This is a genomic window from Ruegeria sp. AN11, from assembly GCF_056536005.1.
In genome coordinates this window covers 2,468,886-2,482,520 of record NZ_JBQFJD010000001.1, presented here as the reverse complement: position 1 = coordinate 2,482,520, position 13,635 = coordinate 2,468,886, and the positions used below count along the sequence as shown (strand labels likewise).

Genomic DNA, 13,635 nt, shown 5'->3' with positions numbered 1-13,635 from the left:
GTAAAACTGTGCCACTATTTTGGTGTCACGGAAGGGATGATGGATGGCTCGGAAGCGGTATTCGGATGAAGATGCGTTGAAGCTTTTGCGCGAGATCGACGTGCATTTGCATGATGGTTTGGATGTTGTGAGCGCTTGTCGGAAGGCGGGGATTTCAGACAAGACGTATTACTACTGGCGCAAGAAGTTTGGCGGCATGGGGCGGCCGCAGTTGTCAGAGATGCGAGCGCTTCAGAAAGAGAATGAGCGGCTTAAGAAGATCGTGGCTGATCTTCAGCTCGACAAGCTGATCCTGAAGGAGAGCCTGGATCATTTAAAGCCCAAGGCCTGACGGTTGATGGGTTGCGTCAGGCCGTGATCCACACCCGCCAAAAGCTGGATACATCGGAACGTCGAACCTGCGCAGTGTTGGGTGTGGCGCGGTCCAGTCATCGCTATCGGTCCAAGGCTACTAGTGATGATGCGCTGCGCCTGGCGATGATCCGGCTGGCCAAGCAATACGGACGATATGGTTATCGGAAAGTGACAGCGCTTTTGCGGATAGAGGGCTGGCAGGTCAATCACAAGAAGATCGAACGATTATGGGGCGAAGAAGGCTTGCAGCTGCCACATCGGCATAAGAAACGAAGGCGGCTCTATCACAAGGGCAGCTCTGTCATCCGGCTCAGGCCCACGCATCCCAACCATGTCTGGGCGATTGATTTTGTCCATGACAAGCTGAGCAGTGGGCGGAGCTACAAGATGCTGACTGTGCTTGATGAGTACACCCGTGAGGCGCTCTGCGTGGCAGTGCGACCCAGAATGAATGCAGCTGACGTTCTGGACGTTCTGCACCGGCTGCTGATGAAACACGGTAAGCCCGAGTTTATTCGTTCAGACAACGGCCCGGAGTTCATCGCTGCACCGCTTCAGGAGTGGCTCCGACGGGTCGGTATCCAACCGATCCAGATCTACCCAGGGTCACCGTGGGAAAATGGCTACAACGAACGCTTCAACGGAACACTCCGTCGCGAAGTCCTCAACGCCGAATGGTTCCACACAACCAAACAAGCTCAGGTCGCCATCAATGTCTGGCTCAGACAATACAACCAGATCCGGCCACATCATGCTCTGAACATGCGCCCACCTGTGCCTGAAACCTTATTAGAGAAACCTCAATTTAGTGGTGCCGAACGAGGGGGCTAGACACTGCGGCCATTCTAACAAATGTCGCTATTCCAAACGGAATAGTGATGGTGTCACCTGGGGCGAGTTCGCCAAGTCTAAGTGCGATAGATGACAAGGGATTGTTTTTCAGAACAGTGGCGTCAGACGTGCGTGAAGGCGAGGTAATGGCGGACATACTGCTGGACCGAGGAATTCGCTCGATTGCCCTTACGTACACAAATAACGACTTTGGCAAGGGATTATCTGAAGCGATCAAATCTTCCTTCGGAGCAGCAGGTGGTCAGGTTACCATCACAGCAGCACACGAGGACGGCAAAGTGGACTATTCCGCTGATATTGCGACTTTGGCCGCAGCGGGCGGTGACGTGCTGGTGGTCGTCGGTTACATTGATCAGGGCGGGCTCGGGATCATTCGAACGTCTCTTGATTTGGGAGCTTTCGAAGTTTTCGGTCTGCCAAGTACGATGATTGGCGACAGCCTTCTGAGCAGTGTTGGCCCAAGTCTTCAAGGTTCTTTCGGTCAAGTTAGTGGTAATCAGAGCCAAGGCTTGTCTCTGCTTGCCGAATGGATGGGCGATGAGGTCGATGGAACCCTTCCCTACGTAGCAGAAGTCTACGATGCGATTGCGATCATGATTCTTGCGATGCAAGCTGCGGGATCCACAAACTCGCAAAGTTACGGCCCCAAGATTTGGGAAGTTGCGAATGCTCCAGGCGAGAAGATTTTTCCTGGACAGTTGGCAAAAGGGCTGGAGCTACTCGCCGCTGGAAAAGAGATCGACTACGTTGGTGGCTCAGCGGTCGAACTTATTGGAACGGGGGAAAGCGCCGGTTCATTTAGGGAAGTTGAAGTGCGGGATAGTTCTTTTGCGACCATCGGGTTTAGATGAAGAGTTTCCGGACTTTGGCAAACACAGGCGAACCGGCTTTAGCAAGAGAACTTGCTCTGTGCCAGTTGGGGAAGTCGGCCATCGAATGATGGCCAACCATCAAATTTCGAAAAGGTCGTGGAATCGCTGTGACGTACTATTGGTCTTTAGCGCAACCGTAGCCAAATTGGCGTCTTGTGCACTCTTGGAGGTTGCAAAGCTTGACTTTGAATGTCCGCTTTGGGCTGGTTGCGGTCAACCATGCTCATAGTAGAGACTGGTGGTACATAGTTCCGCAGAGCAGTGCTGGGGAAATGCTTATCCGTGGCGCTTTGGTTCCTAGCAGGAGAGGCGCTTAGAAGAAGCACGCACTACTACGACGACAGTCGCCATAGACTTCTTATGTCAAATATTGGTTAAGGGCGGCAGGTACGCTGTACTAGCGGTCTGGGTCTGTATCGAGTTTGCCCCAGAGATCATCAACCATATCTGAGAAGCCATCATTCGAGGCCTCCTTGGGCAGTAGACCAGCTCTTCGCCGGCGTTCGACCTCGGCCATTAGTTCTTCCTCTGTGGCTGTCTCAACCACATCACATCGAAGAGCTTCAATCTCGTCCGCTGTCCACGACTCAAATTTGTCAGCGTAGAAGCCTAGGGAATACGGCTCGTCATCAGAAATCTGCTTGATCACAGCATTCCAATCTTCGCTTTGGTTCGTTTCCTTTTCGACCCTCTCATCTAGTTCGCGGATTGACTTGCGGATCATCGGCAGCAGTTCTGCCTCAACGCTTTCTTCGCCCGCGCCGGTCCCCGCAAGCCAAAGGTCTGCGATCTTGCGGACGAGCCTCCAGACCGTCTGATTTCGAGGGTGGCCTTTAATCCGGCCGCCAAGGCCTTTTTCCTGAATGCCCAGCTGTTCAGCGGCCCGTTCGCTCATTCGAATATTGTAATCAGACACGTCCGAGAGCTCTGAATCGTTCTCAGCTACAGCTCGAGCGACTTCTTGATCACCGACGTAAACAACCACCTTCAACATCCCGCTAGCCCTTCCTTCGCAGGTTCATCACCCGGTCCAGGTGGCTGTAGTCCAGATCTCGCATGATCTTCTTCACTCGCTCTGGATCGACTTCGCGATCTTTTCCAGCAGTGTGGACGATGTGTCTGACGTAGATCGTCAAAGCGACAATGATCACGGCGGATAAGATCAAGCTGAAATGCTCGGCCCCCATCACCAATTCTTCTTCCTTGGGTCTTCGATCCCGAGGTCGTCGAACACGTTGCCGCTACCATCAGTGATCTCGACATCATGGTCTTCAGTCACTAGATCCCAGGTGTTCTCTTTGACCCATTCATCCCGCCATTTGGGCGCATCGGCCGGACGCTGTGCAAAATCGGCGATTTGCTCGAGAATCATTTTGCGCAATGCAAGCCAGACCTCCGGACCCTCTCTGCGACGAGCTTGCAACTCTGCGATCAAGGCATCCAGAGGAACATCCTGTAACGGGCGCCCGAAGATCTCTTCTTCTGAAAAATCATCTGTCATCACTCAACATCCTCGACACTGATCGTCAAGACTAAGATCTTGTTTGGTTTTACAGTGATTTCTTTTCCTTCAATCGCTCGAAGTTGGCCGTTCACCAAAGTCTCGCAGATTACGAAAATTGGGATTTCCTCTTTTGAAGTCTCGTCACTCATCTGGCTTACCCTTCGGATCAGGCACCTTTCGCGACCGGATCTCATCCGAGGTAATCGGCTTGGTAAGTTTTGCTCGACCGGCCGCAATTTCAGCCTCCCGAAGCCTAAGCAAACGCAAGGTTTGTTCATCCAGCTCAACGTCGTCATCACCCATCAGACTTCTCCCGAGTACAGTAACAGTGAGAACAGAGCACTTGAGACCTGTCGGCTGTCCGAACGATGTCACCAACGTGGCCACACTCTTCACACGTCACACCGCATCGAAATTCCATCCAGTCAGCGTACTCCTGAATGAGATCGTTGTATCGACTGAAACCGATGGAAATCTGGCCATCCTGGCCTTTCTTAATATCCGAGATCTGAATAGTTCCAGGGTCCAGTGCCCTGAAATCCTGACTGAAGGAAAGCTTGTGGAGTGCTTGCGAAATCATGACGAGCCAGCCCTTTCCGACAGCAGGAACAAGAGATGCGCAATCCGGAGAAACGAGGTCTGGATAGTTTTCCACAATGTCCAGCCTCAGGCTGTCGGGCCAGGATTCTTCGGCGCCCTCAAATCGCCGCCGCAGAGCATCATTGTAGCACCAGCTGCAAAGCGTCGTCACAAACCCAAGGATGCTCTGGCGTTGTGCAGAATTAGAACAACCTTCACAGGTTTGCTCAATCTGATCGACACGCCATTGAATCTCTTCACTCGTAGCCTGGTTGCAGCCCTGGCCCTCATAGACGCGCAAGCCTCCCCATTTCTGTTTGATCTGAACGATGGACGGGTATTCACCACCAAACAGGTCGGGCTGCTCGTCGATCAACCTTTTCACTTTCTCAAGTGCAAGCGTAAGCTGCTCCGCCCACCCGGCACGATACTTACCAAGCTGCTTGAAGACGCTTCCATGAATATCATTCCAGTCGACAACACTGCTCATCACTGACCTCCGGGCCCGCGCCTCTTTGAGATCGTGTGAAACCTCCGCCATAGCAGTCATCATACGGTCGACCACTTCGAGGTCACTACACTCGACATGCAAACCCTCGGTCGACCATGTGACGTCAGAGACGTGCGGAGCTGGGTAGTTGTGCGCCATCACCAAACGCATCTCTTCGGCGTACCAGGCGTCAAATGAGCGGAGATCATCTGGCGCTCCATGGTCCTCGATCACACCTCGGACCTTTCCCCGGAATTCCTTCCAGCTCTTTTCGGCATCATCCATCAGTCACATTCTCCAGAACTTGGTCTTGTTGATATGGAAGACCCCTCTCGAGATCTGGCAAGCCGGACCAGCCTTCGGGTGTGCGTCCGAGGCACTCCTCGACCGATTGCTTGATATCGTTGAAGTCAATTGTGTTCTTCACGTCGTCCGCCATGTCGGATTCCTCCTGAGAATGGTAGGAGGCGTCGGAATCGAACCGACTCGTGCACTCTAATCTGGAGCAATTACAAGGATATAAGCCTCGCCCGCATACCAATGCTGCCTCCCACGGATTTTGCGTGGGTTATCGACCTCAGGCCGATATTCGATGGCAGTGGATGCGTGTGAACGTCATGTCCGCAAGCTGAACCAGTTCGCATAACCATGTCAAGACAGAGCGTGCTGCACCTAGAAATTCACCGCGTAGTTCTGGGAACCTTCTAGCTTAGCGTGTGCCAAAAAGAATGAAGCATCCTATTTTACGGTTCAGTACAGCGTCGAGTAGCTCTCAGACAGCGAAGCGATTCGATGCCCTGTCATCCGGATTCGAACTCAGAAGTTCCGTCGATAACTCGCTCTGAACCGCCGCGCGTCTTTTGATCTGCGTTTGGTGCGCTCTGTTCTGGAGAAATACAAAAGTCTTGATCTGACCAAACCTCAGCGGCAGCATTGATCTGCATCTTTCGAAAAATGGAGATACCGGTTGCAAGGCCTTGTAAATCTCGTTCCATTTAGCGTCTCGAGACATTTGTGATGATACGTTCCTCACCTGAATTGCTGGCAGTTTCAAGGCGTTGGTATGAAATACTCAGAACCAAGAAGAATACTGACGAATTACGGAACTATCTCTCGAAATCAGATGAACTAAGGTTCGTTGGGACAGGCGAAGGTGAGTTTTGGAGCGGGCAAGCAGTTCGCGATGGGGTTAGCGGCTTTTTTGCGGAGATCCCGGCTCCCGTCGTTTTCGAAGAAGTTGAAGCTGAGGCCTTTGAAAACGCAGAAACCGGATGGTCATCCTTTGTCCATAAGATTCAGTTTGTCGGCTTTGATGAGCCCGTCTTCTACCGCACCGTTCTGATTTTTGTCTTGGAGGGTGCGGCTTGGAAGATCATCAATCGCCACGCTTCAGTGCCCACTCCAAATATTGAACTCGTGGGTAAAGAACAGCTGGCCATCCAAAAACTGGTTGATGCTGCGCGCGAAGATGGACCCGAACTGATCCAAACTGAAGGTTTGGCTTCGGTACTTTTCACTGATGTGGAGGGCAGCACAACGTTGGCGGAGGCGTTGGGCGATCAGCGTTGGTCGGTGCTGATCGAAAACCACTTCCAAGTCTTGGCGGCGATCATTGAAAAGTATCATGGCCAGTTCGTGAAATCCCTTGGAGACGGAACGTTGTCCGTCTTTCCGTCCGCGAAAGAAGCACTAACGGCCGCTATCAAGATTCAGGGGGCCATTGCATCGGCTTCCGAGGAGCCATCTTTCGGTGTCCGGATTGGGATTCATACTGGTGATGTCGTGCAATCTCGTGGAGATTTTTTCGGTACGGTGGTCAATAAAGCGTCACGCATAACGACCGTTGGTGCGGCGGGCGAGATACTCGTTTCAGATGCGACTCGCGCCATGGTCGGAGGACGAACCGATTTCTCTTTTTCTGAAATAGAACCCAGACTCCTGAAAGGTCTACGCGGTCACCACGTTTTGTATCGGCTGGATTGGCAAGATTAAGTCTTGGGGGCGCCGTAACTCCGGCAAATCGCCTAGTCTCGTAGGGTAGCAGCACCGCCAGTTGTTTTGAGGTTCGCGGCACACCTCACATCGCCAGCAATTCCCGATGAATTTCGACCATCGCCCAGGTGTCGCGCGTGCAATACGCCACAAGACCAGAATAGACCTTCTCGCGCGCTGGATCATCCGGTTCGGTCAGTGTTACGTCCTTCCAAAGGCGAGACGCGCTCGCCCCCTCTTTGATGTCCAGATCATCGTATGAAAGTTCTGGCAAAAACGCTGGAAGAACGGCCTTGATAGAGGCGCTTCCCTTGAACGCGGGATCGTTGATCACTTCATCTGCAAACGGCTTCATAAGATCTACAACGCGGGCGTTTAGGCCTTCCAGGAACTCTGCATGCTCTGGATAAGTTTCCGCCATTTCCGTATTGCGCGATTTCTCGAACGGAGCATACCAAACCACTACAGAGCCAACGTTTCCTATGTCCTCACGAAGCCTTTTCAGCAAGGCTGGCATTGGGTTACTGGCGTCTCGGTGGAGATACTCCCTGTGCTCAATTTCTCCGCCAGGCTCATGCTGGATATGCAAGGAATACTGGAAAGCCACTTGCTGATAGGGACGCGTTCCGTCCCAGGGTGGCAGCAAACTCTGAGATGTCTCGTAGTCAAAGTAGTGAACCGGATAGACAATCTCGCTCAGAAACCTGCTTAACTCCTGATGATCGATTGTGCGTTCACCGTTCGCCAGAGCTCTCAAGTAGCGCTGTGTCGACTTGCCTAACACAGATGGATCACTGATCTCGTCAATCTTTGTGATCCCATTTGCGATGAGTTCCGAGGCTTTTTCCGCATTCATGAACGGAAGGCGGTGGATACTGTCATGCGCGAGAGGTGGGTCGAGTTTTTCGCGGATCTCCAGCCATTCACCATAGGATTTAAGGCGCGCACGTTCGGGGGACGGATCAGGCATCGTACCGCTGGCAACGACGCTCAATGCCTGATCGATACGCGTGCGTGTTTTTTCGAGCTGCTCAGTCACCGCATCCGTGATGTCAGTGATGCTGACAAGCTCTTGCGGATTGATTTCGCCGTTTCTGACGTAATCACGGTTCACATGTGCCACTTCGCAGCGCGCAATGGGGAACCCCGCTGCCTCAAGTACGACACGCTGGAATGCGAGATCAAAAGTGTGTTCGGGCTTTGCAGATGTCCCGCTCTTGATCTCTGTCAGAACGTACCCATCGTCACTGCGGCTCACGATGTCGGAGATGCAAGTTATGGTTCCATCTTCATAGCGTCCCTGCGCCACTGCGTTTGCACCATCTCTCCAAGCCTCCAAAGTACGCGCGGGCAGAGCCTGGTATTCTGAAAAATCTGAAAAACCGAGGCGAACGAGATCACCAAATAGCTCCTCAGCATATGGCTCAAACGCGTGCCCCTCGTCAAAACGTGCTTGCAATGAAGGGTCAATCGGCGGCAGCAGATGCCTGGCGTGTTTCTTGATCCATAGCCAGGCGGGGTGCCTGAGAAACATCATGTAATCTGATTTGGATAGCATCGTATAATTTGCATTCCAGAATTGATGAAATCAGTGGAAGACTATCGCGCCCAGCTATTGAGGGTAACTTTTCTTTGGTGAAGTAGGCGTCACAACTCTATTACAGCCTCATGTAAATCGCACCGACAGCTCGGTGTCCATGACACCACCAAAGCCCGCTGACCATTGTTCGCCCGGAAACACTGGCCATGCGTCTGTCAAAGTACCAGTTGTGACTAGCTCGCCTCCTTGAAGCCGGTCGGCGTCTGAGAGCAGAGAAACAAGATGAGCCAGGACTTCAATTGGGCCACCGAGCGCGTTTTCACCCTTGCCGGACTCGATAGCCTCGGTGCCCTTGAACAATGCTAGAGGCACTTCGGCCAAGCCGGTCAAGACATCATGCGTCGCCGCGATTTTGTCGCCAAGAACAAGGCAGCCGTGCAATCCTTGTGCTGCGATTGAGTCTTCGACCGAGAATTTCCAGTTGGGATAAATCGATTGAACAATTTCAAATCCTGGAGCAACCCACTCTACGCAACCTGCCAATTGCTCATTGTTCATTTCAGCCGTCGGCGTATAGCCAAGACCTAGTACGATTTCTGGCTCGATTCTCGGTTCTGAATACCTTGCCAAGTTTACCGGCTGATCAGTCGAAAACAGCCCATCTGCGTGGACCTCTCCCCAAATGGGTTGATCTACATCGTAAACAGGCCAAATCGCGCGGTTCGTGAAGCCGACCTTCCGGCCAACTCTCTTTTTGCCCTGTAGCTCTCGGACGCGACTTGCAATCGAATAAGCGTCATCCAGAGTCAGCGGTACTGCATCTGAAGACAGTTTAGTTATCTGCTGAGCAGAGGTCAGGGCATCAGCGATTGTTTTAGCGTTAGCTTCAATATCTCTTGTCATATTCGCATTATACGCGCCGACGGCTGGATTGCGATGCAATCAAGGTATTGAAGAATTAGGTTCCTCAATGCACAGGTATGAAAAACGATGCTAACTATTGGTCCATTCCCTAGGAGACCTGACATGACCAAACTTCGCCTTTTTGGTATCGTCATCCTTTTCCTTGCAGCACTAAGTGGGCTTTCAGAGCATCTGTTTTATGGCGGTGTCGACCCAAACGGCGTTCTGCAAGAAAGCTTCTTTTTGCCGCTGACTTTCATTCTCGCAGCAATTGGCATCGTTGTGCTCGTAGCTTCTTTGTTCCAATCGCGGCGTGACTGAGACGCGTCCGTCAGTTAGAACGCTGTTCCAAAACGCAAATCGGGTAATCTCTAGGATGGCGACCTCCGCCCAAGTCTAGGCAGGCCTCCTAATATTGGTAACGTTCGACCGCACGTCCCGCTAGGAACATGCATAACCCCACCGTCAATACGGTGAGCGCCAACAGTATCTTCGTACTCCGTGTCATTGCTCAGTTTATTGTTTCATTCTCTTGGTGTCAGTCAACCAGCTTTCAGATATTGTCGAAAATTGGCAAACTCTAAAACTCAAACTTCAAATTGGTTTCGTCGAGTTTCTGAATAAGGAACGCGCCCTCGATCAGATCAATCTCGGTCCAGAAGTTTTGGCCTACTAGCTTGAAAAGGTGCGTATCGGCAGAGCGGTGAGCATCTGCATTGATCTTAGCTATCGACTCCGAAATCCAATGATCCATGCCTATACTCAATGGCGCTGTTCAGCGCCCGTCAAGCTCGGGAAAATCGTTTCAAGGCTTGACCTTTTGCGACTGCTTCTACGCAAAGGTGGGTATGGTCGGAATGCAAAACCCGGCTTGTCTTGCCTCGCAGTAATTGCACGAGCAGGTCTGCATTGGGCAGACCTTCCCGTGTTGTGAGTTTGCTCATATGCCACAACAAAAAATCCAAAAAGATAAACTTTGTTTTTCCAGTCCTAAGTTGAGGTAGCTTCGCTTGTACCGCGAGAGGAGAAAGTTGGTGACAAACAATAGGCCGTTCCCACTAAGTCGAATTGCTCAGCTCATCACTCTGGCGAATATCTCATTCGTAATTTTGGCTTATTTGATGTCGCCAACCAAAGTACAAGCCCAAAGCTCACAGGCCTGCGTAGAATTGGGGTCTCCTCGAATAGAGTATGCTTCTGGATCTGAAAGCACTCGCGTTAATCAAACAATCTCAACGACGGAACGCACGTGTCTCCCGATCCCAAACGGACCCATTACAGGACTTACAATTGGAAATTCCTCAATTACGTCCTCAGGTGAAATTGAGTTGTATGTTCCGGGCCAAAATACCGTCCCAAGCAATGCTTCTGTGTTAACTCTTCTGAATGTTGATGTCGCGGCGGGTAGCGGAGACTTTGTATCCCGGGAAGCGTTGGCAACAAACATCAACGGGAAGCTCAGAGTGAACCTCATTGGAACTTCGATTGGTTCCGGCAGATCAATGACGTTCGCTCCCTTCAACGGCGCGAATATCGACCCCACTGAAGTCTACTTCCAGTCAGACCGACCGTTAACGTACGACAACCTTACTGTTATGGGTGCTACTGAAGTGGTTTTTGGGGCCTACTATATTCAGACGCGGGTTGCTGAGGCTTCTGATTTCACACTGACGAACAGTTCGATTTCTTCAACCAGTGACATGGCGATAGCGGCAGGCACGACCGTTCGGCTCGATGCAGCAAGCAGTTTGAACACCGTAAACTTTGAGAATTTTGGCACGCTGGCCGGAACGGGAACCGTGAACGCATTCAACTTCACAGTTAAGAACGGAGGGGTGCTTTCGCCGGGCTTTTCAATTGGTACGCTTAACAATAGTGGCGGTATCGCCTTTGAAACTGGGTCAAGGATCTTAAGTGAAGTCGATCCGACGGCCGGTCAGAAAGCCGATTTGGTGTCATCCAGCGGGCCCGTTATAGGGATTAACCGCGCCACTATACAAGTCGAAGCCGCTCGTCCCGGCCTGACTACGCAGGACTATGCTGCTGGCAACGACTACACGGTTTTTCAAGCCTCGCGTTTCGATGGAAACTCCCCAACTCTTGTTGCCGGAGGATCTCTGCCCGCCCTATCCAGTCTGAGTATCTCAAACACGCCAACCGCGGACGGTAGAATCGACATAGCGTTTTCGACCCTCCCCGTCTCGAGTTTACCACAACATCCATCAGTTGTTGGATCTCCCAATGCAAGCAACCTTGCTGGTGCGGTGGCTAACACCACAAACACGTCACCTGGAACTAATCTGACCAATGGCTCAACCTTGGGTAATACCGTTAACACGCTTACCAATTCAGGTTTGTCTGGATTTAATCGTGTGCACGCAGAGCCCTATTCCTCCAATTTGACCGTTGGGCTTGAGCAACTTGACCTGATAACAAACACTGTGCTGAGCCATGCTGACTGCCGCAAGTATCAAGCGGTTGGCTTCAGCAATGCGGATCAACCCGTTGCAGAAGGCGACATCGACTCGGCCCAGAGCCCGAGCGGCGCAATAGACTGCTCTGATCGGCGCTGGTGGATCGACACGACCTATGTAAGCGGGGACGTTGATGGAAGCAATGGCCTTGGGACATTCGACTATTCGCTGGGCACGATTTTGGTCGGAGCGGATGTCGCAAGCACCGATAGAGGTGTGGTCGGCGTGTACGCAGGTTTTGGGACATCCTCCATGGATGAACACGATCAAGTCGATCAGGACTTTTCGACCGACAGCTATCATGTGGGCGTCTATGGGCGCACAACAACCGGAACTTGGGAGTTCTCCGGGCTGGTCGGTTACATGTTCGGTGAAACCGACGCCAAGCGAAATAACCCTTCTGTTGATGCCTTTACGGGAGGCGAGGCAAAGTCTGATTTGGACCAAGAGGGCATCCATGCCGGTATCCAGGCACGGAAGCTGTTTAACCTGGACAGCGGTGCAAGGGTTTCTACGGTTTTTGGATTGAACTACGGGCGTATTCAACAAGGTTCAGGCACAGAGACGGGCGGTGGTGATTTCAACTACTCGATTGAGAAAGCGAACGCAGAGTCTCTGGTTGCTTCCATTGGAGTTGATTACCAACGCGACTTCTTGACAGAGAATGGATTGCTAACCCCAATCGCCTTTGCTCGTTACGAGTATGACTTCTTTGCCAACAAGGATAGTGAGCACGAAATCACTGTGACGAGCCCGATATTTGGCACGTTCACACAAGTCGGACAAAACCGAGGTGCAAATGGCTTCGTACTTGGTCTGGGGCTAGGGTATCAGATCTCTGATCTGGCCAGACTAACGGCAGGATATGGCTATTCTGTTCGCTCCAATGGCCAAGAACATGGCCTAGGTGCGAATTTAAGTGTTCGGTTCTGATTAGGGTGGACCAACGACGAGGAATGGTAAGCTAGCTGCAACAACTTGCGTCAGCTATTGTGGCGATGTGAACTTCATTCTCTAACGATCAAAATTTGGGGATATTAAAAACGTAAAGCCGTGATTTCTTGGCGTCGTCTGTCAGGATGTAGAGAAGCCCTTTGGTCTCATCGAGAGCGATTCCTTCGGGATGTTTAACTTCCTTTTGTTCGCCATCTTCTGTGAACGTCAAACTGATAGACTTTACTGACTTGGATTTTGGATTGTAGACGAAGATCTGACGGCTTTTGTCACTCACAATCCAAAGAGAACGCGAGGACCGGGACCAGGCCAGGCCACTCAAATCCAGTTCATCATCATCTACACGCTCGGAGATAAAACCTGCATCGCGGGCTAAAGGAATGATCTCAATAATTTCGTCCAGCTCTGGCGATAACACCATTAACAACCTTGGTTGTCCCTCAATGCCAACGAACACCCGCCCAGATTCCGGGTCAACGGCGATGCCTTCGGGTCCCTTGTTCAAAGGGTTGCCGACGAGTAATGCAGCGGCGGTCGGGTAACCTTTAAGAGATGCGAGAGGTATTGTCGTCAGTTGAATGGGGTCGGTTGGGTGAACGACTAGGATTGATCGGTCAGTTTCTTGAAGCACCAAAACAGACCCATCCTTTCGAGGTGCAACACCCTCCAAATCTGATCCTGCCAATGCTGGCAACTTGAAAGAGTTTCCTAATACCCCGTCGACTCCGAGTAGGTGCAGTTTAGGTTCGGCATCACTTACAGACCACAAGAAGCCTTCAGCGTTAGACATTGCCAAACCGGAAGGCTCTGAAAATCCCTCTGATTTGTCTGCCACCTTGAATTTATCGACCAGAACCAAACCAGCACTTTCGGCGTAGGCAAAATCGGTCCAAGGCAAGAAGGCTGCCGCAAACAAGCTGGCCGTAAAAGCGAGTCGTCTAAGTTTGCAGAAACACCGTGAAATTTCAGCTTTTGACGAAAACACTCTGTTTTCTGTCATTGGATTCTCTCGCGCTTGGACCACATCCCTGTATCAGCGTTCGTATCACAGTCCGGATACGATGTCCGAAGAATGCACTGTAATCTCTTTACCTGATCCCGCCTGTTGCGATTGAATTGAA

The 13,635-nt window shown here is 51.6% G+C and carries 16 protein-coding genes, 1 tRNA gene and 1 pseudogene; 6 read left to right on the top strand and 12 right to left on the bottom strand.

What is annotated here, in order from left to right; translation table 11 throughout:
* Window positions 1-43: 43 nt before the first annotated feature.
* From ACR3EQ_RS12265 to ACR3EQ_RS12255, 3 genes and pseudogenes are all read left to right on the top strand, one after another.
* Window positions 44-331, top strand: a complete 288-nt coding sequence (locus ACR3EQ_RS12265) for a transposase (RefSeq protein WP_170548140.1) — start codon at window positions 44-46, stop codon at window positions 329-331.
* A 23-nt stretch (window positions 332-354) separates the two neighbouring features.
* Window positions 355-1,185: an IS3 family transposase gene (locus ACR3EQ_RS12260; RefSeq protein WP_170612379.1), complete on the top strand. Its 831-nt coding sequence runs from the start codon at window positions 355-357 to the stop codon at window positions 1,183-1,185.
* 2 nt (window positions 1,186-1,187) lie between these two features.
* A pseudogene (locus ACR3EQ_RS12255) lies at window positions 1,188-2,057 on the top strand (ABC transporter substrate-binding protein); the annotation flags it as partial.
* Window positions 2,058-2,475: 418 nt separating this feature from the next.
* Here the strand turns inward: ACR3EQ_RS12255 and ACR3EQ_RS12250 are convergent.
* The 9 genes from ACR3EQ_RS12250 to ACR3EQ_RS12210 form a co-directional block, all read right to left on the bottom strand.
* Entirely contained in the window at window positions 2,476-3,072 is a 597-nt protein-coding gene (locus tag ACR3EQ_RS12250) for a hypothetical protein (RefSeq protein ID WP_480490781.1), read from the bottom strand.
* A gap of 4 nt (window positions 3,073-3,076) precedes the next feature.
* Window positions 3,077-3,268 carry a hypothetical protein gene (locus ACR3EQ_RS12245; RefSeq protein ID WP_480490779.1) on the bottom strand — a complete coding sequence of 64 codons (192 nt, stop codon included), beginning with the start codon at window positions 3,266-3,268 and terminating at the stop codon, window positions 3,077-3,079.
* Window positions 3,265-3,579 (bottom strand): hypothetical protein, encoded by a 315-nt coding sequence (locus tag ACR3EQ_RS12240; RefSeq protein WP_480490777.1) that lies wholly within the window; start codon window positions 3,577-3,579, stop codon window positions 3,265-3,267. Before ACR3EQ_RS12240 ends, ACR3EQ_RS12245 begins: the two co-directional genes overlap by 4 nt.
* Window positions 3,579-3,731 carry a hypothetical protein gene (locus ACR3EQ_RS12235; protein WP_480490776.1) on the bottom strand — a complete coding sequence of 51 codons (153 nt, stop codon included), beginning with the start codon at window positions 3,729-3,731 and terminating at the stop codon, window positions 3,579-3,581. The genes ACR3EQ_RS12240 and ACR3EQ_RS12235 overlap by 1 nt, the downstream gene beginning before the upstream one ends.
* Complete coding sequence (locus tag ACR3EQ_RS12230; RefSeq protein ID WP_480490775.1) at window positions 3,724-3,885, bottom strand: hypothetical protein; 162 nt, start codon at window positions 3,883-3,885, stop codon at window positions 3,724-3,726. Before ACR3EQ_RS12230 ends, ACR3EQ_RS12235 begins: the two co-directional genes overlap by 8 nt.
* Window positions 3,878-4,936 carry a hypothetical protein gene (locus ACR3EQ_RS12225; RefSeq protein WP_480490774.1) on the bottom strand — a complete coding sequence of 353 codons (1,059 nt, stop codon included), beginning with the start codon at window positions 4,934-4,936 and terminating at the stop codon, window positions 3,878-3,880. Before ACR3EQ_RS12225 ends, ACR3EQ_RS12230 begins: the two co-directional genes overlap by 8 nt.
* On the bottom strand, window positions 4,929-5,090 hold the full coding sequence (locus ACR3EQ_RS12220; protein WP_480490773.1) for a hypothetical protein: 162 nt from the start codon (window positions 5,088-5,090) through the stop codon (window positions 4,929-4,931). Before ACR3EQ_RS12220 ends, ACR3EQ_RS12225 begins: the two co-directional genes overlap by 8 nt.
* A 19-nt stretch (window positions 5,091-5,109) precedes the next feature.
* A tRNA-OTHER gene (locus ACR3EQ_RS12215) sits at window positions 5,110-5,203 on the bottom strand.
* A 248-nt stretch (window positions 5,204-5,451) separates the two neighbouring features.
* The gene (locus tag ACR3EQ_RS12210; RefSeq protein ID WP_170808407.1) at window positions 5,452-5,646 is read right to left on the bottom strand and encodes a hypothetical protein; all 195 of its coding nucleotides are present in this window, start codon (window positions 5,644-5,646) and stop codon (window positions 5,452-5,454) included.
* Window positions 5,647-5,668: 22 nt separating this feature from the next.
* On the opposite strand from ACR3EQ_RS12210, the gene ACR3EQ_RS12205 reads away from it, so the two are divergent.
* Window positions 5,669-6,643, top strand: a complete 975-nt coding sequence (locus ACR3EQ_RS12205; protein ID WP_170808406.1) for an adenylate/guanylate cyclase domain-containing protein — start codon at window positions 5,669-5,671, stop codon at window positions 6,641-6,643.
* Window positions 6,644-6,728: 85 nt separating this feature from the next.
* Here the strand turns inward: ACR3EQ_RS12205 and ACR3EQ_RS12200 are convergent, their stop codons facing one another.
* Together ACR3EQ_RS12200 and ACR3EQ_RS12195 are read right to left on the bottom strand one after the other, a co-directional pair.
* The gene (locus ACR3EQ_RS12200) at window positions 6,729-8,180 is read right to left on the bottom strand and encodes a DUF2779 domain-containing protein (RefSeq protein WP_480490772.1); all 1,452 of its coding nucleotides are present in this window, start codon (window positions 8,178-8,180) and stop codon (window positions 6,729-6,731) included.
* A gap of 129 nt (window positions 8,181-8,309) precedes the next feature.
* Window positions 8,310-9,086 (bottom strand): 2-keto-4-pentenoate hydratase, encoded by a 777-nt coding sequence (locus ACR3EQ_RS12195; protein WP_480490771.1) that lies wholly within the window; start codon window positions 9,084-9,086, stop codon window positions 8,310-8,312.
* 123 nt (window positions 9,087-9,209) lie between these two features.
* Between ACR3EQ_RS12195 and ACR3EQ_RS12190 the strand changes: the two genes are divergently transcribed.
* Both ACR3EQ_RS12190 and ACR3EQ_RS12185 read left to right on the top strand, forming a co-directional pair.
* Window positions 9,210-9,407, top strand: a complete 198-nt coding sequence (locus ACR3EQ_RS12190) for a DUF3955 domain-containing protein (RefSeq protein WP_170657922.1) — start codon at window positions 9,210-9,212, stop codon at window positions 9,405-9,407.
* Between the two features lie 1,049 nt (window positions 9,408-10,456).
* Window positions 10,457-12,493 (top strand): autotransporter family protein, encoded by a 2,037-nt coding sequence (locus ACR3EQ_RS12185; protein WP_480490769.1) that lies wholly within the window; start codon window positions 10,457-10,459, stop codon window positions 12,491-12,493.
* An 88-nt stretch (window positions 12,494-12,581) separates the two neighbouring features.
* Here ACR3EQ_RS12185 and ACR3EQ_RS12180 read toward each other — a convergent pair whose 3' ends face one another.
* Window positions 12,582-13,514, bottom strand: coding sequence for an SdiA-regulated domain-containing protein (locus tag ACR3EQ_RS12180; protein ID WP_480490767.1), 933 nt, complete (start codon window positions 13,512-13,514; stop codon window positions 12,582-12,584).
* Between the last annotated feature and the right edge of the window lie 121 nt (window positions 13,515-13,635).

Bases quoted from the DNA above. Each gene is read 5' to 3' on its own strand.
- ACR3EQ_RS12225 (WP_480490774.1), bottom strand. From the start codon at position 4,936: ATGGATGATGCCGAAAAGAGCTGGAAGGAATTCCGGGGAAAGGTCCGA.
- ACR3EQ_RS12210 (WP_170808407.1), bottom strand. From the start codon at position 5,646: ATGGAACGAGATTTACAAGGCCTTGCAACCGGTATCTCCATTTTTCGA.
- ACR3EQ_RS12195 (WP_480490771.1), bottom strand. From the start codon at position 9,086: ATGACAAGAGATATTGAAGCTAACGCTAAAACAATCGCTGATGCCCTG.
- ACR3EQ_RS12205 (WP_170808406.1), top strand. From the start codon at position 5,669: ATGATACGTTCCTCACCTGAATTGCTGGCAGTTTCAAGGCGTTGGTAT.
- ACR3EQ_RS12230 (WP_480490775.1), bottom strand. From the start codon at position 3,885: ATGGGTGATGACGACGTTGAGCTGGATGAACAAACCTTGCGTTTGCTT.
- ACR3EQ_RS12190 (WP_170657922.1), top strand. From the start codon at position 9,210: ATGACCAAACTTCGCCTTTTTGGTATCGTCATCCTTTTCCTTGCAGCA.
- ACR3EQ_RS12220 (WP_480490773.1), bottom strand. From the start codon at position 5,090: ATGGCGGACGACGTGAAGAACACAATTGACTTCAACGATATCAAGCAA.
- ACR3EQ_RS12180 (WP_480490767.1), bottom strand. From the start codon at position 13,514: ATGACAGAAAACAGAGTGTTTTCGTCAAAAGCTGAAATTTCACGGTGT.
- ACR3EQ_RS12265 (WP_170548140.1), top strand. From the start codon at position 44: ATGGCTCGGAAGCGGTATTCGGATGAAGATGCGTTGAAGCTTTTGCGC.
- ACR3EQ_RS12235 (WP_480490776.1), bottom strand. From the start codon at position 3,731: ATGAGTGACGAGACTTCAAAAGAGGAAATCCCAATTTTCGTAATCTGC.
- ACR3EQ_RS12250 (WP_480490781.1), bottom strand. From the start codon at position 3,072: ATGTTGAAGGTGGTTGTTTACGTCGGTGATCAAGAAGTCGCTCGAGCT.
- ACR3EQ_RS12240 (WP_480490777.1), bottom strand. From the start codon at position 3,579: ATGACAGATGATTTTTCAGAAGAAGAGATCTTCGGGCGCCCGTTACAG.
- ACR3EQ_RS12200 (WP_480490772.1), bottom strand. From the start codon at position 8,180: ATGATGTTTCTCAGGCACCCCGCCTGGCTATGGATCAAGAAACACGCC.